This is a genomic window from Hymenobacter sp. YIM 151858-1, assembly GCF_025979705.1.
In the GTDB taxonomy this organism is placed as follows: Bacteria; Bacteroidota; Bacteroidia; order Cytophagales; family Hymenobacteraceae; genus Solirubrum.
Genome location: NZ_CP110136.1, coordinates 717,151 through 744,147 on the forward strand (window position 1 = coordinate 717,151; position 26,997 = coordinate 744,147).

The following is a 26,997-nucleotide window of genomic DNA, read 5'->3' on the forward strand; positions in this document are numbered from 1 at the left end:
CCCGTGTCAGCAGCTCGTTCCGAAAACTCCCCTCCTCAGCTGAGGAGGGGACGCGGCCACGCAGTGGCCGCTGGGGTGGTGGGCCTCGCGTCGGATAGTAACCTCAACCAACCAGCACGTCATGCTGAGCTTGTCGAAGCATCTCTACCGCTTCGCTTGGGTTACTAGCTCACGTCAGCACGCGAGATGTCTCGACTACGCTCGACATGACGATCAGGAGAAGCGGTAGAGATGCTTCGGCAAGCTCAGCATGACGCCTCATGGTTATCGACCTAGGGTAATCGTTCGGGCATTAGCCCAGCGACCATCAACCACCCCGCCCTTCGGGCACCCCTCCTCATCTGAGGAGGGGAGTTCGTTCTCACCTTCACTTTCCCACCATTATGGCTAATCAATTACGCGGCAACGACCTTCGGCAGCTTGGCTTCCCCGAAGGACGTGCCATCGGGCTAGCGCTGGCTCAACTACAGCGCAAACAGCTGAAGCGCCTGTCGCAAACCGACCAGATGGCTTTGCTGCAGGCCCTCATCCACAACCCGCACAACTTCCTTACCGACCTCGACTGGAGCCACACCGCCGCGGCGCTGTTGCCCCCGCCCAGCCGGCACATTGCCTTAGCCGAGCGCAAGGAGTACGTAACGTTCGGGGCTGAGTACATTGACCCCAGCGCCGTGCACCAGATGGAGGTAGCCATGAAGCTGCCCGTAACAGTGGGCGGTGCCCTAATGCCCGACGCCCACCACGGCTACGGTCTGCCCATCGGCGGCGTGCTGGCTACCGACAACGCGGTGATTCCGTACGCCGTCGGCGTCGACATTGGCTGCCGCATGGCCTTGTCCATCTTCGCGCTGCCGCCGCAGTACCTCACGCAGCGCGTGCAGGAGCTGAAAAACATCTTGCTCGCCAACACCAAGTTCGGCAACCGCGACGTGTTCCGGCACGGGCAGAAGCTGGGCCACGAGGTGTTGGAACGCGATGAATTCAGCACGATTCCGTTCTTGCGCAACAAGCAGGAAACCGCCGCGGCGCAGATTGGTACGTCGGGCTCGGGCAACCACTTCGTGGAGTTCGGCTTTGTTGAGATTACCGACCCCAGCAACGAAATGGGTGTGCCCGTGGGCCAGTACCTGGGGCTGCTGTCGCACTCGGGCTCACGGGGCCTGGGTGCCAGCGTGGCGCAGCACTACACCAAGCTTGCCAAAGACACCTGCCAGCTTCCCGCCGAAGCGCAACACCTCGCGTGGTTGACTTTGGACTCGGAAGCCGGGCAGGAATACTGGGCCGCCATGAACCTGGCCGGCGACTACGCCTCGGCCTGCCACCACCAGATTCACCAGCGCATTGCCCGCGCCCTAGGAGAACGGCCCTTGGCCAAGGTGGAGAACCACCACAACTTTGCCTGGAAGGGGCGCCTCTCCGATGGCCGCGAGGTTATCGTGCACCGCAAGGGCGCTACGCCGGCCGGCAAAGGCGTGCTCGGAGTTATTCCGGGTTCGATGACGGCGCCGGGATTCATTGTACGCGGTCGGGGAGTGGCAGAGTCACTGGCTTCGGCTTCGCACGGGGCCGGGCGGCTGATGTCGCGCACCCGGGCCAAGCAGGAGCTGGGCGAAGCCGAAGTGCGCCGCCACCTGCAGCAGCACGGCGTGGAGCTGATCGGCGGCGGCGTCGACGAAGCGCCGCAGGCCTACAAGGACATCTACTCCGTGATGGAAAGCCAGCGCGATTTGGTGGATGTGCTTGGCACTTTCACGCCTAAGATTGTGCGCATGGATGGTGCCTGATCTGCCCAAGTGCCGCCTAGGTGCCAAGGCCTCTCTGAGCCGAAAACAAACAAGCGGGTCCGACGAACAGCTGTTCGTCGGGCCCGCTTTTGTTGTACGCACCTAGGGCGCTGCTATTCCACAAACAGGCGCTTGGTCAGTTGGCCTTCGGCCGTGTTTACCTGCACCAGGTACAAGCCGGTTTTCACGCCCGAGAGCGAAATGGCGGCCGGTTGCGCACCGCGCGCCGTAAGGGTTTGCTGGCTAACCTCCTGGCCCAGCGCATTCAGCACCCGTACGGTGAGGGGCTGCTTGGTGAGTTCGGTAGGCAGCACCAAGTTGGCCGTGCCCTGGGCCGGGTTGGGGTACAGCGACACTTGCGCGGCCAGTACGCTGGGCACCGTAGCCGTGGGCAAGCCAGCCTGCGAGTAGGCCGCCATGCCGCTGATGTTGATGCCACCGCCCACGGGGCCCACCAGCGTAGTGGCACCCGTAGTCAGGTTCACGGAGTAGAGGTTATCCGAGGTGCTGGTGCCGGTGCTGGCTGCCAGCAACGCCTGGTTGGTGGTACCGTCGGTGATGATGTCGAAATCGACCGAGTTGGTGGTGCGGTTCACGGTAATGCCCGAGCTGCCCACGGTGTTCAGCACGCCGTCGTTGGGCGGGGTTTGGGTTACCAGCACGTTCAGCGCGTCGTCGTAATTGAAGAGCGTGGTGGTAGTGGCGCCGTTCACGTTGTTGGTATAGGCCGAAGCCGAAACCGACGGCGTAGCGCTGGCATTCACGTCGGTAGCGGCGTAGTTCAGCTGCCCATCGGTAGCGGCAATGGTGCCGTCGTTGGGGTTGAGGCGGAAGTTGCCGCGGTTGGTGCTCGTTACCCGAATGCGGTCGACGGTGGGGTTGAAATCAAAACCGATGCGGTCGGTGGCAGCCCCTAGGTTAAGGGTAAGGGCCGAGCCCACGGCAGTAGCAGCGCCGGTGGTCAGGTTGAGGCGGTAGAGCTGCGCCGTGGTGTTGGCAGCGCTATAACCTAGGGCAAACAGCTGGTTGGTGGCGGGGCGGAAATCAACCCCCACCAAAGCCTGCCCAGCGGTAAGGCCCGTGATGGGCGTGAGCGTGCGGATGGTGCCAGGCAGAGCCGAATCGAACGACAGCAGGTTGGTGCCCGACACGGCGTAAATCAGACGGCCGGTAAGCGTGGCCGGCACTGTGCGGTCGATGGCTACGGCAATGTCGGTAATCATGCTGGTGGCCGTGCCCACGGCACCTGCGGCGGTTGCTGCGCCGCTGGTGAGGTTCACGGTGTAGAGCGTGGTGCCCGTGGAGGTGCCCGCCATCGTTACCACCAAGTAGGCCGTGTTGGTTTGGTTGGCGGCGTTGTAGGCAATGTCGAGGTCGGCGCTTTGGGTGGCGCCGCTGGTGGTTACACCTAGGGCACCAATGGTGTTGAGGGTGCCGTCGTTGGGCGGTACTTGCGACACCAGGCGGCTGTTCACCTCATCGATGTTGTAGAGCGTGGTGCTGCCCGTGCCGATGTAGCTGTTGGTGTAAGCCGAGGCGCCCACGCCGGGCGTTTGGCCCGAGTTGGCATCGGCCGGGGCGTAGGTTAGCTGGCCGTCGGTGGCGGCCAGGGCGCCGTCGTTGGGGTTGAGGCGCAGGTTGGCGCGGTTGGTGCTGGTTACCCGAATGCGGTCGACGGTGGGGTTGAAGTCGAAGCCGATGCGGTCGGTGGTGCCGCCTAGGTTCAGCGTGAGGGCTGTGCCTACGGCAGTTGCGGCGCCGGTGCCCGCATTAATGCGGTAGAGCTGCGCCGTGGTGGTGGCCGGGTTGTAGCCCAGGGCAAACAGCTCGCCGGTGTTGGGGCGCACATCCATGCCTACGATGGTTTGACCGGTGGCTACGCCCGTAATGGCCGTGGTAGCCGTGAGCGTGCCCGGGGCCGAGGCCTGGAAGGTAACTAGGTTGGTGCCCGATAGGCCGTAGATGGTTTGGGCCGCGGCGGGTGCCAGGGCAGCCAGGCTCAGCACCGAACCTAGCAGGGCGGCGCGGCGCATACGGCGGGCAATCAGGCGAGTAGTGGGCAACAGTACTGGTGTTTGCATGGGATATGGTAAGATTGAAAATGGCGTACAGCTCCGCTGGCTTGCTTAGCCAGCGAGGTAGGAGCTACGGACCACCAACACCCGGCGGATTGCCAAAAGCCATTAAATCCGCATTAAATATTCAACCTCATCTATGTGTTGTCGGTAGCTGATCCATCATACCTAAGGCATGCAGCATCAGCATGCACATGCAACCCGGGCCACGCCAGGTGCGGTAAACCCACTACCATCCTTCCCATCTGCATCATGGCCAAAAACACCAATAAACTTCACAGCAAGGACCTACGCCAGCTCGGCTTCACCGACGACAAGCAGATCAGCCTTGCCCTCGACATACTCGACCAACGCGAGCTGCGCAAGCTCGATAAAGGCAGCGCCCTGGCGCTGCTGCGCGAAATTAAAGCCGACCCCTACAAGTACGTGCGCGACCAAACCTGGCGCCCCTTAGCCCAGGAGCTGGTGCCGCAACCCAGCCGCGACGTAAAGCTGAACCCCGAAATAAAAGACTACCGCCGCTACGGCGAGGCCTTTATCGAAGACGGGGCCCGCAAGCAGATGGACACCGCTATGCAACTGCCCGTTTCGATTGACGGCGCCCTTATGCCCGACGCCCACCAAGGCTACGGTCTGCCCATTGGCGGCGTGCTGGCCGTAGATAATGCCGTGATACCCTACGGCGTGGGCATGGACATCGGCTGCCGCATGGCCTTGTCGGTGTTCGAGCTGCCGCCGCGCTACCTCGAGCAGCGCCGCGACGAGCTGAAAAAGCTGCTGCACAACCACACCCGCTTCGGCAACAAAGAAGTATTCAAGAACCCCGCCGACGACCCCGTGCTGGAGCGGCCCGAGTTCAAGGAAATCGGGGTGGTGCGCGGCAAGCACGAAGCCGCCGTAAAGCAGCTCGGCTCATCGGGCTCGGGCAACCACTTCGTGGAATGGGGCATTGTTGATATCACCGAGGAAGAAAACGACCTCAACCTGCCCCTGGGCCAGTACCTGGGGCTGCTCTCGCACAGCGGCTCGCGGGGCCTGGGCGCTGCCATTGCCCAGCACTACACCAAAGTAGCCATGAACAAGTGCCAGCTGCCGCCCGAAGCCCGCTACCTTGCCTGGCTCGACCTCGACTCGCAGGAAGGGCAGGAGTACTGGCGCGCCATGAACCTGGCCGGCGACTACGCCTCGGCCTGCCACCACGACATTCACCGGCGCCTTAGCAAAGCCCTGGGTTACAATCCGCTGGCGCAGGTAGAGAACCACCACAATTTTGCCTGGAAGGAAACCCTGGCCGACGGCCGCGAAGCCATTGTGCACCGCAAGGGCGCCACGCCGGCCGGCCAGGGTGTGCTGGGCATTATCCCCGGCTCCATGACGGCCCCCGGCTTTATCGTGCGCGGCCGCGGCGAGCGGGATTCCATCCAGTCGGCCTCGCACGGGGCGGGGCGGCGGCTTTCGCGCACGCAGGCCAAGCAGCAGGTAACCGAAGGCGAGCTGCGCCGCCTGTTGCGCGACCAGGGCGTGGAGCTAATCGGCGGCGGCCTCGACGAGGCCCCGATGGCTTATAAGGACATCCACCAGGTAATGGCGCACCAACGCGACCTGGTCGACGTGCTCGGCTCCTTTACGCCGCGCATTGTGCGCATGGACGCCGGCGGCTCGGGCAAAAGCAAGTACGGCGGCGAGTAGGCCGCGCGGCGGCACCTAAGCGGTTTGTTGATCGGTGCGGCCCGGCCACCGCGAAGGCTAAGCGGTGGCCGGGCCGGCACTTTTTTTTGCGCATGCAACCAACCAGTAGCCCGAGCGCATCGTGCGGCTACACGCCATCGGCTTCGGAATTATGCGAATCAGGTTATTGGCCCTAGGTGCCAGCGCAGCCTTGGCATTTGGGGGTTGCACGAAGGAGCAGGCGCCCACGCTGGTGGGCGGGTGGGAGTGGGAGCGCAGCGTAGGCGGTATGACCGGCCGGCAGGTAGAAACGCCGGCCACGCACGGCCCGAAAACCTACCGTTTCAGCGCCGATAGCCTGTTTGTGCAGTGCGGCAGCGGCGGCTGCGCCGAGCCCGTCAAATACACGCTGCGCCGCGAGCGGAGCCGGCTGTTCGGCGACGAGCGGCTGGTGCTTACCATTCGCCGTAAGGTGTACCTGGCCCCGCCCGACACCGGGTATCACGTAATTCGGTGGCGGTACCTGGTCAGTGAGCTTTCCGATAAACTTGGGCTCGACGAGGACATGCCGGATGGCTTCGGCAAAGAATTTCGGCGCAAGTAAACCGAACAGAAGCAATCAACCGGGCAAGCCTTAATCGCGCGCTACCGCTTTGGTTATTTGCAACGTATTGACGTTGTTGCCCGCGCTACCATTGCGCATTCCCTAGGTAAATCAATCAACGATTATGGCTATCAAACGCGCTGCTACTGCCCGCTGGGAGGGCAACGGCACCACCGGCACCGGTCAGCTCAACACGCCCAGCACCGTGCTGCAAGCGGTGCAGTATTCCTACCATTCGCGCTTTGCCGAGGGCATCGGCACCAACCCCGAAGAGCTGATTGCGGCCGCCCACGCCGGGTGCTTTGCCATGAAGCTCGCCTTCAACCTGCAAACGGCCGGCTTTGCCCCGCGCTTCATCGATGCCACCTGCGAAATCGTGCTCGAAGAGGGCGTCATCACCACCTCGCACCTGCGGGTAGGCGCCGATGTGCCCGGCCTCGATCAGCAGCAGTTCAGCACGCTCGTCGACGACGCCAAGCTGAACTGCCCCGTATCGAAGGTGCTTAAAGCTGATATTCAGTGCGAGGCTTCATTGGTCTGAACTATAATAACTTATAAATATTATAAACTAACAATATTCGCCCGGCTAGCCTGGCGGCTGCCAGCGGCATTGGCCGTGCCCTAGCGGGCTTTTTCCGACATGCGCCGTACCAGGGCCGTTACCATTTTGCGCGGGGCAAAGCGCACCGACTGCGCCATCAGCGCGTTCAGCAAGCCGTGCACCGCCACGGTTTCGCCGCGCAGCAGCGCCCGGTAGCCGTACGCGGCTACTTCGGCCGCGGTGGGCAGCTTTTTCCCCTTCACCAGCCTGGAGTCGTTGAGGGCCGCCGCATCCTGAAAGCCCGAGGCCGTGGGGCCAGGGCACAAGGCCGTTACCGTTACGCCGGTGCCTTGCAGCTCGTTGGCCAGGGCTTCGGAAAAGCTGAGCACGTAGGCCTTGGTGGCGTAGTACACGGCCATCAGGGGCCCGGGCTGAAACGCGGCCGTGCTGGCCAGCTGCATAATGCGGCCCGAGCGGCGCTGCACCATGCCGGGCAAAAACAGCTTGGTAAGGTGCGTAAGGGCCCGGATGTTCACGTCGAGCATTTGCTCCTGCTTGGCCCAGTCGGCCTCCACGAACAAACCGAAGTCGCCGAAACCGGCGTTGTTGATGAGGTAATCAACCGCAATGCCGCGGCGCTGCAGCTCCGCGTACAGCTGCTGCGGGGCCTCGGGGCGGCCTAGGTCGGCGGGCAGCACCACGGCCTCGATGCCGTGCTGTTGCTGCAGCTCCTGCTGGAGCTGCTCCAGGGCTGCCTGGTTGCGGGCCACCAGCACCACGCGGTGTTTTTCGCGGGCGAAGATGCGGGCCAGCTCGAGGCCAATGCCGCTGCTGGCGCCGGTAATGAGAGCAGTTTTCATGGGTGTGGTTTGGGGGTTGGGATGCTGGGCAACGTGCCGGACCTAGGGCCGGCGGCAGCGGCACTATTTCTTGAGGCCGTTGAGGAGCAGGGTGAGGGTGTAGGTAAGCTTTTCCTGCACGGGGGCGTAATCTACCTCGTGGGCAAAGCGCGTGCGGGCGCGTTGCACGGCTTCGTGCTTGATGCCGTCGGCCACGGTAAGCAGGGCATCGGCCGCGCGCTCGGGCTGCAGTTTCAGAAACTCGCGGTCGGCCACGCCTTCGCTGAGCAGCTCGCCCAAAAAGGCCAGCTCCTGCCCGCGCACGGCCTGGTACACGTCGTCGAACATCGGCTCAAGGCGCTGCAGGTTCTCGATGCTGAGCTGGTGCAGGTTCAGCACCTGCTGGTAATACTCGAGCCGCCCGGTGAGGTACGTCACGATTTTATCGGTGGCGCGCATCAGCGGCTGCACCTGCTCCTGCAAAGCCCCTAGGTAGCGCTCGGCCTCCAGCAGCACTACCTGCACGAACAGGTCCTCTTTGTTGCGGAAGTAGTAGTACAGCGAGGCCTTGTTGAGCTTGGCCGCGTCGCCGATGTCCTGCAGCGTGGTTTTGTCGTAGCCGAAGCGGCTGAAACAGTGGGCTGCCGCCTGCAAAATCGCCTCGCGCTTGTCGTCCTTTTTGGCTGTCATCGTGCCGCAAAGGTAACGGTTTTCTAAACTTTCAAACAAAATACGTTAATGTTTGAAAAGTAGAAGTGGCATTTTATTGCCGGTTGCCGTCCGTTGGTAAAATAATTTACCAATCGACAACAGGCAGTAAATCAAGGTCAAGCTTGTCGGCATCAGCTGAGCTCATTTGCGCAATGCCGAACCGGGAGCAGCGAAACGCCGCCTAGGTTGAAACCCGGAAAAAGGGTGTGTCAGCAGGCAAACTATTCTTGGTGCACCACCTGCACCGCATCGCCGACGCGGATAAGGCCGCCCTGCAGGATGCGGGCCGTGAGGCCGCCGTGGCCGCGCATGGCGTTGTAGCCGCCCGGGCCCAACTCCTCTTCCATGCGCGAGCAAGGGTGGCATTCGCCGGTAATCTCCAGCACCACTTGCTCGCCGATGCGGATGCGCCGGTTTTTCAGGGCCAGCAGATTCAGGCCGCTGATGCTGAGGTTGCGGCGCAAACGGCCGGGCTCTACGGGCTCGGGCAAACCCAAAAAACCGGCCACCGAAGCCAAATGCTCGTGCTGAATAAGCGTGGCCTGCCGCTTGCCGCCGGGTTTGGGGCGGGCGTGGTCGCCGGCCAGGTGGGCGTCGGTCAGGGCCTCCACTTCCGGCACCGACTGCAAGGGCTGCCGCCGGGCCGGGCGCACGCCAATCCACTCCACGCGGCCTACTTGCGGCAGCGTGGCCAGCAAGCGCGCCACGACCGATTTATCGTCGCCGAAAAAAGGAAATGCCATGGCTATGCAGAACGGGTAAGGCGGGCGCCGAGCGGCCCTAGGTGGAAACCTCGCGAACCGGCCGCTAGGGCTGGGGCTCGGTGGCGGGGGCAGCGGTGGCTAGCTCGGGGTGGCTTATTTTGCCGCCTTCCCAGCCGGCGTAAGCCATTAGGGCAAAGCTGACGGCGGCCGCGCCTACGGTCAGGAGCACCAGCAACCGGGCCCGCGCATGCTGCCACAGCATCAGGGCTACCAGCGCCAGCGCGGCCGTGAGCTCCAGGGCCCAGAAGGCCAGCTCGGCTGCTTCCTCGTGCTCATGAATCAGCCGGTGCGAAATGCCGGGGCGGTGCTCAATCAGCTCTTCGGCGCCCTCGCCGGTAAGCTGGGTGGGCACGGCGGCAGCGGCGGCAACCAGCAGCATGATCAGGCCCGTTTTGGTTACGCTGGCGTTGCGGCGCAGGGCGCCAACCAGCAGGATCACAAAACCGGCAAGGCTACCCAAAATCGGAACGTGGTTGAGCAGCAGGTGAAGGTGAGCTTCGTTCATGGTAAAGCACCCGGGCTAATGGGCGGCCGAAAGGTACACGGCGGAAGGCAAAATACGTGTCGCGGGGGGGCGCTGATTACAGGGCTTCCACCAACCGCGCCACGCCAAAGGCCGCTGCCGCGGCCAAGGCCCCGATGCCGGCCATTTTGAGGGCGCCCCGGGCGGCCGGCTGGCCCGTAAGGCGGCTTTTGAAGTAACCGAACACCAGCAAACACAGCAGCGTAATGGCGGCCGACCACCCCAGCCCCTCGGCGGGCGTAGCCGTGAAGAAGTACGCGCTCAGCGGGATGAGCCCACCTAGGGCGTAGGCCAGCCCGATGGTAGCCGCGCTGTTGCGGGCGCGCTTGGGGTCGGGCTGCTCGAGGCCTAGCTCGTACTTCATCATAAACTTCACCCACTGGTCGCGGTCGGAGGTAAGCTCGCGCACGGCTTGCTCCTGGGTGGCCGGCGAGAGGCCCATATCGGCCAGCAGCTCGCGCACTTCCTCGCGCTCTACGTGGGGCACTTCGTCTACCTCGCGGTATTCGCGCCGCAGCTCCGAGGCGTAATGATCGAGCTCGGTGCGGCCCGAGAGGTAGCCGCCGAGGCCCATGGCAATGGAGCCCGCCACAATCTCGGCCAGGCCGGCCGTTATCACCAGCTCGGACGACTGCACGGCGCCGCTCAGGCCCGCAGCCAGGGCAAACGGCACCGTAAGGCCATCCGACAAGCCAATGACGATGTCCTGCAACACAGCCGAGCTGGTGAGGTGCTCCTCGGGGTGGGGGTGTTGGTGGTAGGCTGCCATACCGGTAAAGATAGCGCCCGGCGCAAACCTGCAGCCGTGCTGTGCGTAAGCCAAACCGAGCAGCTGCAAGGCTGTTTTACCTGAACACTCGCATACGCACCACACCCAATGGCTACCAAAACATCCGCCAAAGCCGCGGCCGCTCCGGCCGCCAAAACGCCGGCTTCGGCCAACGGCCGCGTCGGCGGCAAATCGGCCCCGAAACTCTCGAGCAAAGCAACCGCCAACAACGGCGACATTGATGCGCCCATCACATTGGCCAAAAACGGCACCGATATGGTGCAGCCGGTCCTGAATCAGCAGGAAAACTCGCCCCGCGTGCTCCAGCGCTTCGGCACCGTGGCGCAGCGCCTGCCCATCGGCCTCGACGATGCCACCCGGCTGGAGAGCGTAACCATGCTGAACCAGCTGCTGGCCGATACCATCACGCTGCGCGACCTGTACAAAAAGCACCACTGGCAGGTGGTGGGCCCTACTTTTTACCAGCTGCACCTGCTCTACGACAAGCATTACGAGGAGCAGAGCACCCTGGTGGATACCATTGCCGAGCGCATCCAGATTTTGGGCGGCATTTCGCTGGCTATGGCCCCCGACATTGCCGAAGCCACCAGCATTCCGCGCCCCCCGCGTGACCGGGAGGAGGCCCCCGTGCAGGTTTCGCGCCTGCTCGAAGCGCACGAAATCATCCTGCGCGCCTGCCACGAGTTTGCCGAACGCTCGGCTGACTCGGGCGACGACGGCACCAACGACCTGGTGGTAAGCCAGGTTATCCGCACCAACGAAATGCAGGTGTGGTTCCTGTCGGAGCACCTGGTTGATACGCCGCTGGCCCGCTCCTAAACCGCGCCGCCACCGCACACCAAAACGGCCCGGGCTGCAGCTGCAGCCCGGGCCGTTTTTTACCAGGTCGGTTAGTTACCGGGAGCGGTGCTTCACCATTTTCTCGGCGTGGTTTTCCTCGGCTTCTTCCACGGTGTGGGTGCGCCCTAGGTCGTTGTCCTTCCTGGCTTTCTCGGCCAGCAGGCAGTAAAACCGGTGCAGCGTGTCTATTTCTTCCTCGGTGAAATCCTGCGCGTTGATGAGGCGGTTGCTGGCGCCTTTGGTGGCGGCAATCAGCTCGTTCAGCTTAAGGTGCAGCACCAACGAGTCTTTGTTTTGCGCCCGCTGAATCAGAAATACCATCAGGAAGGTGACAATGGTGGTGCCGGTGTTGATGACGAGCTGCCAGGTTTCGGAATATTGAAACATGGGCCCGGTTAGCGCCCAACCCAGCACAACGCCCAACGCTAGCAGAAAGGCCGACGATGAGCCCGACCATGCCGTGATGGTGTGCGCAATGCGCTGGAAGATGGAGCCTTGGTTTTGGCTGCCTATTTCCTGCAGCGCTTCTTTGGTAGTCATGGCGAAGGGTGTGGCTAAAAGTCGACGGAAGCTTAATTTACAATGGGTGAGGAACGCATGAACGGTGCCGGCTGAGAATTTTTGTAGCTGATAACCTTGCCAGTACAACGCCAATGGGCAAAAATGCCCGGGCAGGACTTGCACCAACCAAACCCACCTACTACTTTTGTCGCCACTTCGCCGCCCTCTACGGCGGAGCGGGCGCACCCAAAGCGCCGATTTAATGTGACCTGCGCACATGGTGAAATTGGTAGACACGCCATCTTGAGGGGGTGGTGCCTTCGGGTGTGGGAGTTCGACTCTCCCTGTGCGCACACCAGCTAAGCGGCTCGCTTTCTTCGGAAGGCGAGCCGCTTTGGCTTTTCAGGGGGGGCAAAACTGCTAGCTGATGCGAGCGGCCCTAGGTGCCGAGCGGCCCACCTCAGCCAGGGCACCTAGGCGTTGCGCTCGTAGGGGTTGGCAGGTACCACCAGCACCACTTTTTCGCGCTCCACAATCACCTTTCCGGCCTCGGCACCTTTGGGCTTGCGCACAAACTTTTTGGGCGTAACCGTTACGGGGCACAGCGAGTCGTTTTTGCGGCGCGAGTACCACGCGGCCAGTTGGGCCACGCGCTCCAGCACGGGCTCGGGCACGGTTTGGCCGGGGCGCTGCTTAATCACCACGTGCGAGCCGCTTACGTCCTTGGCGTGCAGCCACAGGTCGTCTTTGTGGGCGTAGCGCTGCGTCAGCAGGTCGTTGTTCTGGGCATTGCGGCCCACCAGAATGGTAAAGCCGCCATCTTCGAACACTTTAAACGGCAGTTCGTTGGCTGCTTTGGTTTGCGTGGCCGCATCGAGGGCGTGCTGCTTGCGCCATTGGCGCAGGGTGCGCAGGTCGAGGAGGGTGGGCAGCTCCTCCAGCCGCTCCAGGCACCACAGGGCTTCGGTTTCGCGCTTCTCCACGCGCTCCTGCAGCTGCTGGGTTTCAATCTGCTGGTTTTTGGCCTTACGGTAGAGGTTTTGGGCGGTGCGCTGCGGGGTTTCGGTAGGCTTCAGCTTGATGGTGCGCAGCTGGTCGTTTTGGTAAAAATCGACGACTTCCACCTGCGCGGCTCCGGCCGGAATCTGGTGCAGGTTGGCCATGATCAGGTCGGCGGTTTGGCGGTAGCTGGCCTCGTGTGCAAGCGCGTGCAGGCGCCGGCGGGCCATGCTGGCGCTGGTGGTGGCTTCGTCGGCGCGTTTTTCGAGCAGCTGGCGGAGCTGGCGCAGTTCCGCCTCGTAGGCCCCGCGGCCCAGCAGCAGCGGCACAAAGGCCCGCAGGGCCGCCACGGGCTCGGGCGCCAGGGTTTGCTCCACGGTGCCCACGGGCAGCAGGCTAAGTCGCGTACGGCCTTCCAACTGAATGATGAAGAATGCCTCGGGGGTACTGAGACGCCGCCGCACCTCGTGCACCAACGCCACCCGCCCAGGTTGCGGAGCCGAGTCGTAGCCTTGGGAACGGAGCCACAAGCGAGGTACTTCGCCTAGGGTCGGAAACAGGCGGGCCGGGTCGGGGTGGGCGCTTACTTCCGCCTCGGTGGGGGTGGGCTTGGCAGGCTGGTGCAGCAATTCGGCATCCTCCACCACACGCTGCTGAAACAACTGCGCCGGTGCGCCGGGCGCGGGGCAGAACACGGCATTGGGCCTAGGTCCGAACAGCTTCAGCAGCAGCACGGCCCCATCGGCAAACGCGAACCGCAGCACCCGGTCGTTGGGCACAGTATCCACCTCGGTTACCTCGCGGCCCAGCATATCGGGCAGCAAATCCACGGAGTTCTGGCGGGCGCGATGAAAGCTCTCGGGCAACGACAACAGCGGCTGCGTGCCGGCCAAATGCGCCTTCAGCCAAAATTCCGCGGTGCCGTTTGCCAGGCCGATAACCAGCTCATCCTTCTCCTGCGAGAAGCACGCTGCCACGCGGTAGCCGCCTAGGTGCTGAGCAAGGGCAGGGGCCAGCAGGCGCAGAAAGAAATAGTTGTTGTGCATGCCGAAAAGCTTCGGGTTCAGCAGCCCCGACGCAGCCAAAAAAGTACCTGTTCAGGAAGATATTACAGCTGCACCCGCAGGCCGTCGTAGGCCAGCTTCACGTGCGGCGGCAGCGTGGCCTCTACCTCCCGATGCCGGCCCAGCAGGTGGCTGATGTGCGTCAGGTACGCGCGCTTAGGCTGCACATCCTCAATTACTTCCAGGGCTTCGGATAAACTGAAGTGCGAGATGTGCGGCTCGTGGCGCAGGGCGTTCAGCACCAGCACATCGGAGCCGCGCAGCCGCTCGCGCGACTCGGGCGAGAGGTGGTTGGCATCGGTTACGTACGAAAAGCGCCCCACCCGAAAACCCAGCACCGGCAGCTTGTAGTGCAGCGCCCGGATGGGCTGAAACTCGATGCCCTCGACCTCGAAACCGGCCGTGTCGCTGAGGATGGGAATGGTTTTGACCTGCGGTACGCCGGGGTACTTCTGGTCGGCGAAAATGTAGGCGTATTCGCGCTTCAGCTGCTCGAGCACGCGCGGCTCGGCGTACACGGGCATATCCTGCCGCTGCTTGAAATTGTACGCCCGAATGTCGTCCATGCCGGCGGTGTGGTCTTTGTGCTCGTGCGTGAACACCAGGGCATCCAGGTGGTCGATTTGCTCGCGCAGCACCTGTTGCCGGAAATCGGGCCCCGAGTCGATGATGATGCTGCGGCCCTGCACCTGCAAGTGCACCGACACGCGCAGGCGCTTGTCGCGAAAGTCGACGGAACGGCACACCGCGCAGTGGCACCCGATTACGGGCACCCCCTGCGACGTACCCGAACCGAGGAAAGTAACCTGCACTGCGTGCTGAATTATGAATTGAGAATTATGAATTCTGAATTACCGGAACCGTAGCTATGCCGAACCCCATCCATTCAGAATTCATAATTCAACATTCAGAATTACCCGATGTGCTGCTTAACGGTGCGCACCAAGGCGTCGAAATCCAGGGGCTTGGGCAGGTAATCGGTGATGCCGGCCTCGCGGAAATCGTCCATGGTGTAGTTGTTGGCATTGCCCGTAATGGCGATGATGGGCACCTGGCGGATCTTGTCGTCGCCGTGCTGGCGAATTTCGCGGGCCACCGTCATGCCGTCTTTCACCGGGATGTTGATATCGAGCAGAATGCAGTCGATGGGCTGCGCCTCGAGCTGCTTTACTACCTCGCCTCCGTTTTTCGCCGACACGATGCGGTATTTCTGCAGCTCCAGGATCTTCTTGGTCAGGTTCAGGATAACGGAGCTGTCCTCCGCAATAAGGATGGTTTTCGAGTCGGACATGACTGACAGCTAGAATGTTTGGAGTGAGTTGGTAGGGGCGTAAACTAACGGCAGGGCGTCAGGTGGCGCTGGTTTGGACCGGATAAGTGGCCACGAACTGCGCGAAGTAATGCAAAAGCACCTGAAAATCCTGCACTGCATTCTCCGTACGGCCCTGCTTTAAGTCATGTTCCAAATGTTTTGCTTGCTCGGCCAGGCGGGTGAGGCCCAGCGTGAAGCCGGTGCCCTTTAGCTGGTGCAGGTGGGGCAAAATGTCGGCGTATTTTCCGGCGTCAACCAGGGCTTTGGCTTCTTTCAGCAAAGGCCCGGCCTCGTGCTCGAAATCGGCGAACAACCCGGCCGCGAAATCAGCCCCGCCCAGCTGACGCAGTTGCTCCACCGTGTCCATATCGATGATGGGGCGTGGGTCGGGGGCCTCCTCGGCGGCGGCGGCGGGTGCCGGGGCGGCCACCACGGCGGTGGCCTCGGGGTCCGGGGCGGTGGGCGGCTCGGCGGCACCTAGGGCGCCGGCGTTGGCGAGCAGCGCCGCCTGCGGGCGCCAGCGGCACAGCACCTCGTACAGGTCCTGGCTTTTCACGGGCTTGGGCACGTAGTCGTCCATGCCTTGCTGCACAAACCGCTCGGCGTCCTCCTTCATCGAGTAGGCCGTCATGGCTACCACCGGGGGACACCCCGGACCTAGGCGCCGCCGGATTTCGCGCATGGCCGTAACGCCGTCCATTTCGGGCATCTGAATGTCCATGAAGATGACGTCGTAGCGCAGGCCGCTGGTAGCCAGGCCGATGGCCTCAAACCCGTCGCCGGCTACATCGGTGCGGCAACCCAGCTTATCGAGCAGGCGCACGGCCACTTTCTGGTTGATGGGGTTGTCGTCGACGAGCAGCACGCGCGGGGCTTGCTCGAAGCGCATTACCTCCGAGCCGGTCCGGTCGCGCGAGGCCTGACGCTCCTGCAAAATCTCCATTTCGTTGGTGGCCACGCGGCACCGGATGCTAAACCAGAAAATGGAGCCTTCGCCCACGTTCGAGTCGACGCCGATGCTGCCGCCCATCAGCTCCGTGAGCTGCTTGCTGATGGCCAGACCTAGGCCCGTGCCGCCAAACGATTTGGTGGGGGTGGTATCGAGCTGCGTAAAGTTGGTGAACAGCAGCTTCGCGTTTTCGGGCGAAATGCCGATGCCCGAGTCCTGCACCTCGAAGCGTAGGGTGTGCTCCACGCCATCGGTTGATACCGACGTAACGCGCACCGTTACGGAACCCTGCTGCGTGAACTTGATAGCGTTGGAGGTGAGGTTGCTCAGCACCTGCAGCAAACGCGTTTCGTCGGTGATGATGAAGCGCGGCGTGTGCGGCGTGATTTCGTAGGTGAAGTTGAGGTGCTTTTGCTGCGCGCGGTTGGCAAACAGCGAGTGAATCTTGTCGAGGGTGTAGTGCAAATCCATGCCCTCCTCGTTCAGCTCCATTTTGCCCGCCTGAATCTTCGACAAGTCGAGGATATCGTTCAGGATGGCCAGCAGCGCATCCGACGACTTCCGCAGCGTATCGATGTACTCTTCCTGCTCCTCCGAGGCCACCGTTTGGTGCAGCAAGTCAATCATGCCGATGATGCCGTTCATGGGCGTGCGCAGCTCGTGGCTCATGTTGGCCAAAAACTGCGTTTTGGCATGCAAAGCCTGCTCGGCCTCGTCCTTGGCGCGGCGCAGGTCGTCGTTCAGGGTTTTCAGCTCCGTGATGTCGCGGGCAATGCCCTCGGTGCCGGCTGGGCCATCTTGCACCATGCGCGCGTTGATGAGCACACTTACCGGGTGCCCGTCTTTGTGGCGCATGTCAATCTCGTAGTTGCGCACTTCGCCATCCTGCTTAATGGTTTGCAACAGGGCGTCGCGGTCGGCGGGGTTCACGTAGTAGTTCACGATGTGCGTGCCAATCACCTCGTGCGGCTCGTAGCCCAACATATCGTGTACCGAGGGGCTAAGCAGCGTGAGGATGCCCTGGCCATCGGTGCGGTAGTACACGTCCTGGAACGACTCGAAGATGGCCCGGAATTTTTCCTCCTGCGCCGCCAGCTCCAGCTGTCCGCGTTTCTTGTCGGTGATGTCGTGCGCGATGCCCGAAATCTCCTCGAAGGTGCCATCGTCGAGGTAAATCGGGTTGAGGTAGATTTCGCGCCAGGTGTCGTGGCCGCGCACGTCGCGCAGGCGCACCTCGAAGCGTTGCGGCACGCCCTCGAAAGCGCGGGTATAGTGCTCGATAAACAGCTGGCGCGCATCCTCGTCCATCATGGCCAGGTCGGCGTGCCAGAGGTTGATGTTGAGGGCCGGATGCACCCCGTTGCGGCGCAGGAAGTACGCCGCGTAGTTGCGGTTGAACGAGGTAAGGCGCGACTTCAGATCGACGGACCACATCAAGTGCGTGCCGCTCTCGAAAATGGCGTTGAGGCGCGCGTTCTGCTTGTTGATCTGCACCTCGTTGCGCTTCCGCTCAATGGCCAGCGCTACCTGGTTCGAGATGAAGTGCAGAATCTCCAAATCAGAGGGGGCGTAGGCTTCGCGGTTGGAGTAATCCTGCACCGCAATTACCCCGATAATCCGGTCGCCGATGCTCAGCGGCGAGCAGAGCATTACCTCCGGCATCAGCCCGTAGGCCGTAATGGTGCCGTCGGCAATCAGCATCTGCAAATCCTCGCGTACCAGAATCTGCGGCTTGCCCGTGCGGATAATGTACTCCGACACCCCCGACGAGAACGGGCGCGTTACCATCGCCTTCTCGCCCTGCGAGTTCTGATCGACGAAGTACGCGAACTGCAGGTGCGTGCGGGCCTCGTCGCAGAGCGCGATGTAGAAGTTGTTGGTCTCGATGATTTTGCTCAGCTCGCGGTGGATGGCCCCGTACAACGAGTGCAGGTCCTTGGAACTGATGGCCAGGTTGGCAATGCTGTAGTAAACCTTCTGCAGGCGCTCGGCCTTGATGCGGTCGGTGATGTCGTGCAGAATGGCGCGTGTGCTTACCGGCTCGCCCTCGTCCCAGTGGCAGGTAATGGAGCCAATAAGGTGCACCGGCTTGCCTGTTTTGGTGAGGAACACCGTTTCGAGCTTGTTCACCTTTTCGCCCTTGTACAGGTTGCGCAGCTGGTACAGCAGCTTGGCCTTGTAGTAGGGGTGCACCACGTCACCTAGGGTCAGCTCCGAAAGCTCGTCGTCGTCGTAGCCCAGCTTTTCCTTCCAGGCCTTGTTCACGAACAGGAAGCGGTTATCAACCGAAAGGTTCTGGATCAGGTCGTGGGCGTTGTCGAGAAAGTCCTGCAGGCGCGAGCGGTTGTCGGTCAGGGCTTTGGCCGTTACCTGCCGGTCGGTGGTGTCGTAGCCGATAAAGAAGATGCCCCGGATTTCGCCGGTGGGCGTGTGGGCAAACTCGGAATGCCAGAACAAAGTGCGCTTGCTGCCGTCGCGGCCCAGCAAGGAGCGCTCCACAAAGTCGTAGAGCTTTTGCTGCTCCAGCGACATGCGGAAGGCGTGGCGGCGCGGTTCGCGCTCGGCCACCGGGGCAAACGTATCGAAGTACTCGCGCCCCACAATCTCCTCGCGCGTGTAGCCCGTCAGGTGCTCAAAGTGCTCGTTGAAATCGGCGATGTGCGCGTTGCGGTCGAGCTCGAGGTAGCACATATTGGCCCGGCTCAGCACGTCGCGCAGCTGGCTGTGCAAATGCTCGACGGCCACCTGCTGCTTGGTGGCTTCGTTGGTGCGGCGCTGGGTGGTTACGTCGCGGGCGGTGAGCTGCACAATCTTACGCTGATCGGGCAATTGCAGCCGGTGCAGCGTCAGCCACACGTCGAGCTCGGTTTTATCGGGGTGGGCCGCGTACCACACGCGCGAGGCCTGCTCGCCGGTGCGGGCGCAGTGCCGCACGGCGTCGGTCAGCTCGGTTTCGGTGGCCCAGTGCGGCTCGGCGGTTGCCACCGGCCGCGTAAAGCTCATCATGCCAGCTTCGAGCAGTTGCTCGCGCGAGGTGCCCAGCAAATCGAGGGCGCGCTGGTTGCAGTCGAAAAGCCGGCCCTGCTCGTCGTAGAGCAGAATGGCATCGAAAGCACCATCGAAAAGAGCCCGGTAGGTTGCGTAATCGGTGGCCGATACGGCCTGATCTGTGTGGAATGACATCGCAGAAACTACAGCTGCAGCGGCCCCTAGGTTGGGCCGTAGCCGGTGATAAGCAGGTTAACCGCTTAAATTTGTCAAATATATCCTAACCGAACACCCTACCGGGTGCACATCGGAAGGATGAATTTGTGCATTGCCGTGCGCCGCCTGCTCTTCGCCGTTACCTCCGACCTTACCTACGACCAGCGCATGCAGCGCATTTGTGCCTCGCTGGCGCAGCACGGCTACCGTGTGCGGTTGGTGGGGCGGCAACGGCCCGGCTCGCGGCCACTGGGTGCGCAACCCTTTGAACAAGTGCGCATTCGGTGTTGGTTCAACAAGGGCAAGCTCTTCTACGCAGAGTACAATATCCGGCTGCTGCTGTACCTATTGCGGCAGCGCGGCTGGCACGCCTACGGCGCCGCCGACCTCGACGCCGCCCTGCCCGTGTGGGTGCGGGCCCGGCTTGGCGGCCAGCCCTTCGTGTACGATGCCCACGAGCTGTTTACCGAAGTGCCCGAGGTAGTGGCGCGCCCGGGGGTGCAGCGCGTGTGGCAAGCAGTGGAGCGCTTTGTGGTACCTAGGGCCACGCTGGCCTACACGGTGGGGCCGGCGCTGGCGCAGTGGTTTAGCCAGCGGTACCAGCGGCCTTTTGGGGTGGTACGCAACATCAGCCGCCTGGGTGCCGAAACGCCCGGCACCTCGCCGGCTACGGGGTACATTCTGTACCAGGGCGTGCTGAACGTGGGCCGCGGCCTGGAGGCATTGATTGATGCCATGCCCGCGGTGCAGGGCCGGCTGGTAATCTGCGGCGAGGGCGACCTGTCGGCCCAGCTGCGGCAGCGCGCCGCCGACCTAGGACTGGTAGCCGCTGGCAAGGTGGAGTTTCGGGGGTACGTGGTGCCGGCCGAGCTGCGGCAGGTAACCCGCGGGGCTGCCGTGGGCATCAGCGTGCTCGAGCACCTAGGGCTGAGCTACTACTACTCGTTGGCCAACAAGTTTTTCGATTACCTGCACGCCGGCGTGCCGCAGCTGATTTCGCCCTTTCCCGAATATGTGGCCCTGAACGACGAATACCAGGTGGCCGAAGTTGTGCCGGAGCTAACACCTGAATGCCTGGCCGCCACGCTCAACCGCCTGCTGCGCGATGCGCCCGAACGCCGCGAGCAATTGGCCCGTAACTGCCAGCGCGCCCGCCAGGCCCTCAATTGGCAACACGAAGAGCAAGAGCTGCTGCGTCTGTACGCCGTGCTGTGGGAAGTCCCGAATACCCAACCCCTTTTGGCATGAGCAAACAAGCAACCCCGCGGCCGCTGCTGCTGGTAGTAGCCGGCCCCACGGCCGTGGGCAAAACAGCCCTGTGCGTGCGCCTAGCCCAGCACCTGGGCACCGAGGTAGTATCGGCCGACGCACGCCAGTTTTTCCGTGAGATGAGCATTGGCACCGCCAAGCCCACTGCGGCCGAAATGCAAGGCGTGCCGCATCATTTTATCGACTCGCACAGCATCAGCGAGGACTACAGCGCCGGCCGCTACGAGGCCGACGGCCTGGCGTTGCTCACGCGTTTGTTTCAGCAGCACCCGGTGGTAATCCTGACCGGCGGCTCGGGCCTGTACCTGCAAGCCATTACCGATGGCTTCGACGACCTGCCGCCCGCCGACCCAGCCGTGCGCGAGCAACTGCAGCAGCAGCTGGAGGAGGGGGGCTTGCCCGCCCTGGTGGCCCGGCTGGCCGAACTCGACCCCGTGTGCCACCAGCGCATCGACCGCCAGAACCACGTACGGGTGCTGCGGGCCCTGGAGGTGACTATGAGCACCAGCCGGCCATTCAGCTCCTTCCACGGCAGCAGCAGCAAAGCCGAGCGCCCCTTTGAGGTGCTGAAAGTAGCCCTTACCCGCGAGCGGGACGAGCTGTACCAGCGCATTGATTTGCGCGTGGAGCAGATGCTAGCCGAAGGCCTGCTCGACGAGGTGCGCGCCCTGGTGCCGTTCCGCGACAAGCAGGCGCTGCAAACCGTGGGCTACCAGGAGATTTTCGGTTTTCTGGATGGCGACTACGACTGGGACGAAGCCGTGCGCCTGCTCAAGCGCAACACCCGCCGCTACGCCAAGCGCCAGCTTACCTGGCTGCGCCGCGACCCGGCCTACCACTGGCTGCACCCCGAGTCCGCCGAAGCCTGGATTCAAGAGCATATAACGTCGCGGGGGATGTAGGCTATTGCCGGCCTCGTCACCGCAGCACTAAAAAAGCCGGTGCCTACCGCCAAAACGGTAAGCACCGGCTTTTGCTTGCAAGTGAATCAGTTACACCGACAGAATCTCGACCATGCGCATAAAGCCCTGGTTGATGAGCTTCTTTTTGTAGATGGTATCGTGGAAGGGGGTGTACACCAGTTTGCGGTCCACGATGCCGGCCATCACGTTGCGCATGCCGTTCACGAGGCCTTCCACGGCCGCAATGCCGATTTGCGAGGCCAGCAGGCGGTCGGCGGCCGAGGGCGCGCCGCCCCGCTGAATGTGGCCAATCACGGTTACGCGGGCGTCCATTTCCGGAATGGCCTCCTTCACCTTGTTGGCAATAATGGTGGCGTTGCCTTCCTCGTCGCCTTCGGCCACGATAATCAGGAACGACGACTTCTGGCGCTTGCGGGCGGTTTGCAGCGTTTCAATCACCGTGTCGATGCTTTGCTGCTGCTCGGGCACCAGCACGATTTCGGCCCCGCCGCCAATGGCGCACGGAATGGCAATGTAGCCCGAGTCGCGGCCCATCACCTCCACAAAAAAGGCGCGGTCGTGCGAGTCGGCCGTGTCGCGGATTTTGTCGATGGCGTCGAGGGCGGTGTTCACGGCCGTGTCATAACCGATGGTGTAATCGGTGCCGAACAGGTCGTTGTCGATGGTGCCGGGCGCGCCTACGGTCGGGATGCCGAACTCCTCCTCAAACTTCATGGCCCCGGTAAAAGTACCGTTGCCGCCGATGGCTACCAGGCCCTCGATTTTGTGGTTGACAAGCTGATCGAACGCCTGCTGCCGGCCCTCCTTGGTCAGGAACTTCTGCGAGCGGGCCGACTTGAGAATGGTGCCGCCGCGCTGCACGATGTTGGCCACCGAAGTGGTGTCGAGCCGCACGATTTCGCCTTTGATCATGCCCGAGTAGCCGCGCATAATCCCGTAAACTTCAATGCCGTGGTAGAGGGCCGTGCGCACAACGGCGCGGATGCACGCGTTCATGCCGGGCGCGTCGCCACCGCTCGTAAACACTCCGATGCGTTTCATGCTAGTAAAAAGGGCAGAAAAACGGGCCGACCGGCGGCCCGTTCAGGTGTGGCAGTTTAGAACAACCGCTAACCGGTACGGCGGGTTGCTGATTTAAGCCTGCAAATATGCGCCATTATTTGACAGTTTTTTTTCGAGTTTCGTATGCATGCCTGAGAGGGAAAGGATAAATTAACATTACCCTCCCTGCCAACTGGCTTGGCCGCGGGTTGGCATTAGCCAATTTGGCTTTTGTGGCGGCCGCTGTTCCTCACCGTTTCTTCTCCCACCCCTATGTTTGGTTTCTTCGAAAGCGAACAATCCAAGAAAGTACGCAGCCACATTCACAATCTGGCTTCGCTGGCCCGGGTTGATGGCCACATCGACGAGCGGGAAATGAACTTCCTGGTGTCGGTGGGGAAGAAAAACGGGCTGAGCTCCAGCGACGTGCGCAGCGTGGTGGCGCAGGCGCAGCAGCACAGCCTCACCCTGCCCGATAACGACTCGGAACGCTTTGATCAGATCTTCGACCTGGTGGACATGATGCTGGCCGACGGCGTGGTCGACGACAACGAAATGGATTTCTGCATCGACATGGCCGAGAAACTCGGTTTCCGCAAGGCCATTGTGGGCGTGCTGGTGCGCAAAATCTCGATGGGCGTGCGCGACGGCCTGCCCCGCGAGCAAATCAAAAATGAATCGGAATCCTTCCTGAATTTCAAGGGCGAAGGCACCGCCGCGCACGGCCGCGGGCTGTAGCGCACCTAGGGCGTTTCTGCCCACCTGTCATCCTGACGAAGGAAGGACCTTATCACGCCTGATAGTAACTACCTGCTCCTAGGTCGTTCTCGCGTGATAAGGTCCTTCGCTGTGCTCAGGATGACAGAGAAGAGCGAACGGAAATTTCGCGCTACGGCTGAACCACCGCATCGATGGCCCGCAGCAGGGCGGCGCAGGCATAGTCGATTTCGTCGTCGGCGATGGTGAGGGGCGGGGCCAGGCGCAGGGAGTTGTCGCAGAAGAGGAACCAGTCCGTCAGGATGCCTTCGTGGGCGAGGGCGTGGTCGATGATGGGCTTGAGCACCCCGAACGACTCGAACTCCACGGCCATCATCAGCCCCTGGCCGCGCACCGCCCGAATAGCCGGGTGCACCAGCTGCTGCCGGAAGCGCGCGGCTTTGCCAGGTACGCCAGCCAGCAGGTGGTCGTCGAGGATGGTGCGCAGCGTGGCCAGCGAGGCCGCGCACGACACGGGGTGCCCGCCAAACGTGGTGCAGTGCCCCAGGATGGGGTTCGTCTTGAAGCCCTGCATGATTTCCTGGCGCGAAATGAACGCCCCGATGGGCATGCCGCCGCCCATACCCTTGGCCGTCAGGAGGATATCGGGTTCGATGCCGAATTGCTCGAACGCCCAAAACGTGCCCGTGCGCCCGAATCCGCACTGGATTTCATCGAGGATGAGCAAGGCGCCGACCTCGGTGCAGCGGCGGCGCAGGTGCCCTAGGTAGTCGTGCAGGGGCACGCGCACGCCGGCCTCGCCCTGCACCGTTTCCACGATTACGGCGGCGGTGCGGGTGGTAATCTGCTCGAGGTCGGGGAGGTGATTGTAGCGGATGTGGCGCACATCGGGCAGCAGCGGCCGGTAGCTGCGCTTAAAGCCCTCGGAACCGTTTACCGACAGCGCGCCCTGCGTGGAGCCGTGGTAGGCATTGTGGCAGCTAATCAGCTCGGTGCGGCCGGTGTGGCGCTTGGCCAGCTTGAGGGCGCCCTCCACGGCCTCGGTGCCCGAGTTCACGAAGTACACGTTGTCGAGCGCCGGGGGCAGGGTTTGGTGCAGGGCGTGGGCCAGCTCGGCCGGCGGCGCCTGCACCAGCTCGCCGTACACCATCAGGTGCAAGTACTTATCGAGCTGTTGCTGAATGGCTTGCAGCACGCGCGGGTGGCGGTGCCCCACGTTGCTCACGCCAATGCCCGAAATCAGATCGAGAATGCGGCGGCCATCGGGCGAGTACATCCATACGCCTTCGGCGCGCTCAATTTCGAGCAGCAGCGGGAAGTCGGAGGTTTGGGCCTGGTGGCGCAGAAAGAGCTGGCGAGGAGTAAGCATAAGCGTGCAGAACGAGCCCGCAAAGTTACCACCTAGGCGTGGAGTGCCGCTGCGGCTGCCCCGTACACCTAGGGCAAACAACAAAGGCTGCCCAGCGGGCAGCCTTTGAAAAGCAGTGGCAAGAAAGCGGGCTAATCGTTGCTGATGGTAGTCTGCGTTGGGCGGTTGTCGAGGCGCTTGATGAGGGCCTTGGTAAACTCGCGCTCGGCCTGTTGCAGCTGGGCTACCTGGCGGAGGGTGATGACCTTCTGAAACCGCTTCACGTAATCCTTGTCGAGGTTTAGCTCGTTTTGGCGGGTGGCAAACTGCTGATCCAGGGCAGCCTGAATTTCGCGGTCCGACATGGTCGTAAAATCTTTGCCGCGCATGGTCTGGCCGCCTTCGCGGCGCAGTGCCCGGCGCTTGTCGGTGTACTCATTGTAGAGAGGCCAGAAGCGCTGCGACTGTTCGGGCGTGAGGGCGAGTTTTTCGGTGATGTAGGCCACGCGGGCGCTTTCGAGGCGCTCCATGCGCGGGCCGCCGCCGGGGCGCTGGGCCATGGCGGGTGCCCCGGCACCTAGGGCCAGCAGCATCAGCAGCAGCAAATGGGGCAATCGGAAAAGCTTCATATCAGAGGAAGGAGGTTGCAAAGATGGGCTTACAGGTAAACATCCACGCTGGGCTGCTCGTCGAGGGCGGCCTCCAGCTCGGCGCGCGAGGAACCGGGCAGGAAGGTGGCCGTCAGGTCGCGGTCGGCCACGGGCGTTTCGGCCAAGTCCTGCAGCGTCAGGCGTTCATCGTTGGTAAGCAGGTACTGTACCACTTCGGCGTGGGGCACGGCCGCCAGCGCCTGCGCCGACCTAGGCGCCGCGGCGGTGGCCACGGCAGCCGCCGGGCCCGTGCCGCGCCCGGGGTTGCCGGTAAGCCAGAACGCGCCCACGAAGGCCACCAACAGCAGCACCGAGGCCAGGGCGGTGCGCAGCGGCGCGCTCAGCGCCGCCAGCCAGCCGAACAGCGGAGCCGCGTCGGGCTCGGCGGGGCGCACGCGCTGCATCACGCGCAGCGGCAACTTATCAAAGTAGCCATCGGGCGGCGCGGCCAGCGGCTGTTGGCGCCGCGGGTGGTCGTCCAGTCGAAAAGGCGTTTTCATATCGGTTAGAGGGCCGCAAAGCCCTGAGGTTTAATGGCTGGCTTCGTTTACGTATTGCTCGATCTTCTTGACGGCGTGGTGGTACGAAGCCTTGAGGGCCCCCACGCTGGTGCCGGTTACCTCGGCCATTTGTTCGTAGGGCATTTCGTCGTAGTAGCGCAGGTTGAACACCATGCGCTGCTTATCGGGCAGGCGCAAAATGGCTTTCTGCAGCTTCAGCTCCACCTCGTCGCCGGCCAGGCTGTCGTCGGCTTCGAGCTTGGCCGATAGCTCGGCGCCCACATCGTTGAGCGGCAGGAAAAACTTGCGCCGCTTGCTTTGCAGAAAGTTCAGGCACTCGTTGGTAGCAATGCGGTAAATCCAGGTGTAGAGCGAGGCATCGGCCCGAAAGTTTTCGAGGTTGTTCCACACCTTCACGAACACGTCCTGCACGAGGTCGTCGGCATCGTCGTGGTCGATAACCATCTTGCGCACGTGCCAGTACACCCGCTGCTGGTACTTGCGCACCAGCTGGTTGAAGGCCACATTGCGGGCGGTGGGGTCCCGGAACTTGAGGAGGATTTCCTGGTCTTCCAAGCGGGGTAGTGGAGAGGTGGTAGAGGCGGTTGGCGTGTGCGGGGTTAGACGAAGGCACGGGGGCTGGGTTTAACCAGGGCCTCAGAAATTGTTGGTTGCCGGCAGGGCCGCCTCAACTAGCCTTAATTTAGAGCCTTGCCGCCACGCAGTGGGCAAGCGGCCACCGCTGGTTTGGGCCAAGCCAATCGATAAGCAAATTTGCGGTCGGCAAATAACCGTTGCCTCGGCCAATTTTACTACTCGCGGTCAGCCGACTGCCTACAGCAAGCAACTAATTTCATTTCCATCGAACCATGCATAAACCAACTGTGCTGCTGCTCGCTTTCGGGGCAATGGCTTGCCGGCAAGAGCCCAAAGGCGTCGAGGTTTCGTTGGCGGTGGTGGCAGAAGCGTACCAAGCCGGCGAGCTTAAGAAGTTGAGCTACAGCGAAGCCGACAACCTGGTACTGGCCGAACCAACCCGCGAAGCCCTGAATACCTACAAGTATTCGGACATGATGGACTATTCTTCGGGCAACGGACAGATAAAGCAAGCCCAGGAACTCAGGCTCAAGGTCAAAGTCATTTCGCTGGCCGATTTCAATCGCGAAATGGAAAAGGCTACGGGGCGCCGTCCGGTTGTGGAAATCCTGAAGTAGTGCCTGCCGAGGCCGCCGGGGCGCAGCATGGCCCTAGGTGCCGCTTGGGCGGCGCCACCGCAAGGGCCACCTGTTTTAGCCGGCCAGGGCAAGCAGTTCGCTACCGCCTTATCGTGCCCAAGTACGCTGCCCGATTGTTTTGGGGCGGCTGAGGTGCGGCCACTTAC

At 62.5% G+C, this 26,997-nt stretch carries 25 protein-coding genes and 1 tRNA gene; 10 read left to right on the forward strand and 16 right to left on the reverse strand.

Annotated features, from left to right (window positions below):
* The first annotated feature begins 383 nt into the window (after positions 1 to 383).
* Entirely contained in the window at positions 384 to 1,784 is a 1,401-nt protein-coding gene (locus OIS50_RS02965) for an RtcB family protein (protein ID WP_264692839.1), read from the forward strand.
* A gap of 113 nt (positions 1,785 to 1,897) precedes the next feature.
* On the opposite strand, the gene OIS50_RS02970 is transcribed toward OIS50_RS02965, so the two are convergent.
* Complete coding sequence (locus tag OIS50_RS02970) at positions 1,898 to 3,865, reverse strand: DUF4394 domain-containing protein (protein ID WP_264692840.1); 1,968 nt, start codon at positions 3,863 to 3,865, stop codon at positions 1,898 to 1,900.
* Between the two features lie 246 nt (positions 3,866 to 4,111).
* Here OIS50_RS02970 and OIS50_RS02975 point away from each other — a divergent pair, with 246 nt between their 5' ends.
* The 3 genes from OIS50_RS02975 (at position 4,112) to OIS50_RS02985 (ending at position 6,672) form a co-directional block, all read left to right on the forward strand.
* Positions 4,112 to 5,548, forward strand: a complete 1,437-nt coding sequence (locus OIS50_RS02975; RefSeq protein WP_264692841.1) for an RtcB family protein — start codon at positions 4,112 to 4,114, stop codon at positions 5,546 to 5,548.
* Positions 5,549 to 5,699: 151 nt separating this feature from the next.
* Entirely contained in the window at positions 5,700 to 6,131 is a 432-nt protein-coding gene (locus OIS50_RS02980; RefSeq protein WP_264692842.1) for a hypothetical protein, read from the forward strand.
* A gap of 124 nt (positions 6,132 to 6,255) precedes the next feature.
* The gene (locus OIS50_RS02985; protein WP_264692843.1) at positions 6,256 to 6,672 is read left to right on the forward strand and encodes an OsmC family peroxiredoxin; all 417 of its coding nucleotides are present in this window, start codon (positions 6,256 to 6,258) and stop codon (positions 6,670 to 6,672) included.
* An 80-nt stretch (positions 6,673 to 6,752) separates the two neighbouring features.
* Here the strand turns inward: OIS50_RS02985 and OIS50_RS02990 are convergent, their stop codons facing one another.
* The 5 genes from OIS50_RS02990 to OIS50_RS03010 all read right to left on the reverse strand — a co-directional run bounded on the left by OIS50_RS02990 (position 6,753) and on the right by OIS50_RS03010 (position 10,278).
* Positions 6,753 to 7,532, reverse strand: a complete 780-nt coding sequence (locus tag OIS50_RS02990) for an SDR family NAD(P)-dependent oxidoreductase (RefSeq protein WP_264692844.1) — start codon at positions 7,530 to 7,532, stop codon at positions 6,753 to 6,755.
* A 63-nt stretch (positions 7,533 to 7,595) separates the two neighbouring features.
* Positions 7,596 to 8,201 carry a TetR/AcrR family transcriptional regulator gene (locus OIS50_RS02995; protein ID WP_264692845.1) on the reverse strand — a complete coding sequence of 202 codons (606 nt, stop codon included), beginning with the start codon at positions 8,199 to 8,201 and terminating at the stop codon, positions 7,596 to 7,598.
* Positions 8,202 to 8,443: 242 nt separating this feature from the next.
* Positions 8,444 to 8,965, reverse strand: coding sequence for an MOSC domain-containing protein (locus tag OIS50_RS03000; RefSeq protein ID WP_264692846.1), 522 nt, complete (start codon positions 8,963 to 8,965; stop codon positions 8,444 to 8,446).
* Between the two features lie 64 nt (positions 8,966 to 9,029).
* On the reverse strand, positions 9,030 to 9,491 hold the full coding sequence (locus OIS50_RS03005; RefSeq protein ID WP_264692847.1) for a hypothetical protein: 462 nt from the start codon (positions 9,489 to 9,491) through the stop codon (positions 9,030 to 9,032).
* Between the two features lie 76 nt (positions 9,492 to 9,567).
* Entirely contained in the window at positions 9,568 to 10,278 is a 711-nt protein-coding gene (locus tag OIS50_RS03010) for a VIT1/CCC1 transporter family protein (protein ID WP_264692848.1), read from the reverse strand.
* A gap of 108 nt (positions 10,279 to 10,386) precedes the next feature.
* Here OIS50_RS03010 and OIS50_RS03015 point away from each other — a divergent pair, with 108 nt between their 5' ends.
* Entirely contained in the window at positions 10,387 to 11,118 is a 732-nt protein-coding gene (locus tag OIS50_RS03015) for a Dps family protein (protein ID WP_264692849.1), read from the forward strand.
* A gap of 75 nt (positions 11,119 to 11,193) precedes the next feature.
* Here the strand turns inward: OIS50_RS03015 and OIS50_RS03020 are convergent, their stop codons facing one another.
* Positions 11,194 to 11,679 carry a low affinity iron permease family protein gene (locus OIS50_RS03020; protein ID WP_264692850.1) on the reverse strand — a complete coding sequence of 162 codons (486 nt, stop codon included), beginning with the start codon at positions 11,677 to 11,679 and terminating at the stop codon, positions 11,194 to 11,196.
* Positions 11,680 to 11,911: 232 nt separating this feature from the next.
* Here OIS50_RS03020 and OIS50_RS03025 point away from each other — a divergent pair.
* A tRNA-Leu gene (locus OIS50_RS03025) sits at positions 11,912 to 11,993 on the forward strand.
* 120 nt (positions 11,994 to 12,113) lie between these two features.
* Here the strand turns inward: OIS50_RS03025 and OIS50_RS03030 are convergent.
* The 4 genes from OIS50_RS03030 to OIS50_RS03045 all read right to left on the reverse strand — a co-directional run bounded on the left by OIS50_RS03030 (position 12,114) and on the right by OIS50_RS03045 (position 19,147).
* Entirely contained in the window at positions 12,114 to 13,685 is a 1,572-nt protein-coding gene (locus OIS50_RS03030; protein WP_264692851.1) for an NFACT RNA binding domain-containing protein, read from the reverse strand.
* Positions 13,686 to 13,747: 62 nt separating this feature from the next.
* Complete coding sequence (locus OIS50_RS03035) at positions 13,748 to 14,515, reverse strand: MBL fold metallo-hydrolase (protein ID WP_264692852.1); 768 nt, start codon at positions 14,513 to 14,515, stop codon at positions 13,748 to 13,750.
* Positions 14,516 to 14,616: 101 nt separating this feature from the next.
* The gene (locus tag OIS50_RS03040; protein ID WP_059070281.1) at positions 14,617 to 14,994 is read right to left on the reverse strand and encodes a response regulator; all 378 of its coding nucleotides are present in this window, start codon (positions 14,992 to 14,994) and stop codon (positions 14,617 to 14,619) included.
* Between the two features lie 58 nt (positions 14,995 to 15,052).
* Entirely contained in the window at positions 15,053 to 19,147 is a 4,095-nt protein-coding gene (locus OIS50_RS03045; protein ID WP_264692853.1) for a PAS domain S-box protein, read from the reverse strand.
* A gap of 120 nt (positions 19,148 to 19,267) precedes the next feature.
* On the opposite strand from OIS50_RS03045, the gene OIS50_RS03050 reads away from it, so the two are divergent.
* A complete protein-coding gene (locus tag OIS50_RS03050; RefSeq protein WP_264692854.1) occupies positions 19,268 to 20,416 on the forward strand; it encodes a glycosyltransferase in 1,149 nt (382 codons plus the stop codon).
* Positions 20,413 to 21,339 carry a tRNA (adenosine(37)-N6)-dimethylallyltransferase MiaA gene (gene miaA, locus OIS50_RS03055; protein WP_264692855.1) on the forward strand — a complete coding sequence of 309 codons (927 nt, stop codon included), beginning with the start codon at positions 20,413 to 20,415 and terminating at the stop codon, positions 21,337 to 21,339. The genes OIS50_RS03050 and miaA overlap by 4 nt, the downstream gene beginning before the upstream one ends.
* A gap of 90 nt (positions 21,340 to 21,429) precedes the next feature.
* Here the strand turns inward: miaA and pfkA are convergent, their stop codons facing one another.
* Positions 21,430 to 22,401, reverse strand: coding sequence for a 6-phosphofructokinase (pfkA, locus tag OIS50_RS03060; protein ID WP_264692856.1), 972 nt, complete (start codon positions 22,399 to 22,401; stop codon positions 21,430 to 21,432).
* A gap of 273 nt (positions 22,402 to 22,674) precedes the next feature.
* On the opposite strand from pfkA, the gene OIS50_RS03065 reads away from it, so the two are divergent.
* Positions 22,675 to 23,139: a tellurite resistance TerB family protein gene (locus OIS50_RS03065; protein WP_264692857.1), complete on the forward strand. Its 465-nt coding sequence runs from the start codon at positions 22,675 to 22,677 to the stop codon at positions 23,137 to 23,139.
* A gap of 151 nt (positions 23,140 to 23,290) precedes the next feature.
* Here OIS50_RS03065 and OIS50_RS03070 read toward each other — a convergent pair whose 3' ends face one another.
* The 4 genes from OIS50_RS03070 to OIS50_RS03085 all read right to left on the reverse strand — a co-directional run bounded on the left by OIS50_RS03070 (position 23,291) and on the right by OIS50_RS03085 (position 26,192).
* Positions 23,291 to 24,487 carry an aspartate aminotransferase family protein gene (locus OIS50_RS03070; protein WP_264692858.1) on the reverse strand — a complete coding sequence of 399 codons (1,197 nt, stop codon included), beginning with the start codon at positions 24,485 to 24,487 and terminating at the stop codon, positions 23,291 to 23,293.
* A 131-nt stretch (positions 24,488 to 24,618) separates the two neighbouring features.
* Positions 24,619 to 25,095: a hypothetical protein gene (locus OIS50_RS03075; RefSeq protein WP_264692859.1), complete on the reverse strand. Its 477-nt coding sequence runs from the start codon at positions 25,093 to 25,095 to the stop codon at positions 24,619 to 24,621.
* A gap of 29 nt (positions 25,096 to 25,124) precedes the next feature.
* Positions 25,125 to 25,616 (reverse strand): hypothetical protein, encoded by a 492-nt coding sequence (locus OIS50_RS03080; protein ID WP_264692860.1) that lies wholly within the window; start codon positions 25,614 to 25,616, stop codon positions 25,125 to 25,127.
* Positions 25,617 to 25,646: 30 nt separating this feature from the next.
* A complete protein-coding gene (locus OIS50_RS03085; RefSeq protein ID WP_264692861.1) occupies positions 25,647 to 26,192 on the reverse strand; it encodes an RNA polymerase sigma factor in 546 nt (181 codons plus the stop codon).
* A gap of 293 nt (positions 26,193 to 26,485) precedes the next feature.
* On the opposite strand from OIS50_RS03085, the gene OIS50_RS03090 reads away from it, so the two are divergent.
* Entirely contained in the window at positions 26,486 to 26,830 is a 345-nt protein-coding gene (locus OIS50_RS03090; RefSeq protein ID WP_264692862.1) for a hypothetical protein, read from the forward strand.
* Positions 26,831 to 26,997 lie beyond the last annotated feature (167 nt).

Bases quoted from the DNA above. Each gene is read 5' to 3' on its own strand.
- OIS50_RS03005 (WP_264692847.1), bottom strand. From the start codon at position 9,491: ATGAACGAAGCTCACCTTCACCTGCTGCTCAACCACGTTCCGATTTTG.
- OIS50_RS03065 (WP_264692857.1), top strand. From the start codon at position 22,675: ATGTTTGGTTTCTTCGAAAGCGAACAATCCAAGAAAGTACGCAGCCAC.
- miaA (WP_264692855.1), top strand. From the start codon at position 20,413: ATGAGCAAACAAGCAACCCCGCGGCCGCTGCTGCTGGTAGTAGCCGGC.
- OIS50_RS03075 (WP_264692859.1), bottom strand. From the start codon at position 25,095: ATGAAGCTTTTCCGATTGCCCCATTTGCTGCTGCTGATGCTGCTGGCC.
- OIS50_RS03050 (WP_264692854.1), top strand. From the start codon at position 19,268: ATGAATTTGTGCATTGCCGTGCGCCGCCTGCTCTTCGCCGTTACCTCC.
- OIS50_RS02965 (WP_264692839.1), top strand. From the start codon at position 384: ATGGCTAATCAATTACGCGGCAACGACCTTCGGCAGCTTGGCTTCCCC.
- OIS50_RS03040 (WP_059070281.1), bottom strand. From the start codon at position 14,994: ATGTCCGACTCGAAAACCATCCTTATTGCGGAGGACAGCTCCGTTATC.
- OIS50_RS02980 (WP_264692842.1), top strand. From the start codon at position 5,700: ATGCGAATCAGGTTATTGGCCCTAGGTGCCAGCGCAGCCTTGGCATTT.
- OIS50_RS02970 (WP_264692840.1), bottom strand. From the start codon at position 3,865: ATGCAAACACCAGTACTGTTGCCCACTACTCGCCTGATTGCCCGCCGT.
- pfkA (WP_264692856.1), bottom strand. From the start codon at position 22,401: ATGAAACGCATCGGAGTGTTTACGAGCGGTGGCGACGCGCCCGGCATG.
- OIS50_RS03070 (WP_264692858.1), bottom strand. From the start codon at position 24,487: ATGCTTACTCCTCGCCAGCTCTTTCTGCGCCACCAGGCCCAAACCTCC.
- OIS50_RS03015 (WP_264692849.1), top strand. From the start codon at position 10,387: ATGGCTACCAAAACATCCGCCAAAGCCGCGGCCGCTCCGGCCGCCAAA.
- OIS50_RS03080 (WP_264692860.1), bottom strand. From the start codon at position 25,616: ATGAAAACGCCTTTTCGACTGGACGACCACCCGCGGCGCCAACAGCCG.
- OIS50_RS02990 (WP_264692844.1), bottom strand. From the start codon at position 7,532: ATGAAAACTGCTCTCATTACCGGCGCCAGCAGCGGCATTGGCCTCGAG.
- OIS50_RS03010 (WP_264692848.1), bottom strand. From the start codon at position 10,278: ATGGCAGCCTACCACCAACACCCCCACCCCGAGGAGCACCTCACCAGC.
- OIS50_RS03020 (WP_264692850.1), bottom strand. From the start codon at position 11,679: ATGACTACCAAAGAAGCGCTGCAGGAAATAGGCAGCCAAAACCAAGGC.
- OIS50_RS03030 (WP_264692851.1), bottom strand. From the start codon at position 13,685: ATGCACAACAACTATTTCTTTCTGCGCCTGCTGGCCCCTGCCCTTGCT.
- OIS50_RS03000 (WP_264692846.1), bottom strand. From the start codon at position 8,965: ATGGCATTTCCTTTTTTCGGCGACGATAAATCGGTCGTGGCGCGCTTG.
- OIS50_RS03045 (WP_264692853.1), bottom strand. From the start codon at position 19,147: ATGTCATTCCACACAGATCAGGCCGTATCGGCCACCGATTACGCAACC.
- OIS50_RS03090 (WP_264692862.1), top strand. From the start codon at position 26,486: ATGCATAAACCAACTGTGCTGCTGCTCGCTTTCGGGGCAATGGCTTGC.
- OIS50_RS02985 (WP_264692843.1), top strand. From the start codon at position 6,256: ATGGCTATCAAACGCGCTGCTACTGCCCGCTGGGAGGGCAACGGCACC.
- OIS50_RS02975 (WP_264692841.1), top strand. From the start codon at position 4,112: ATGGCCAAAAACACCAATAAACTTCACAGCAAGGACCTACGCCAGCTC.
- OIS50_RS02995 (WP_264692845.1), bottom strand. From the start codon at position 8,201: ATGACAGCCAAAAAGGACGACAAGCGCGAGGCGATTTTGCAGGCGGCA.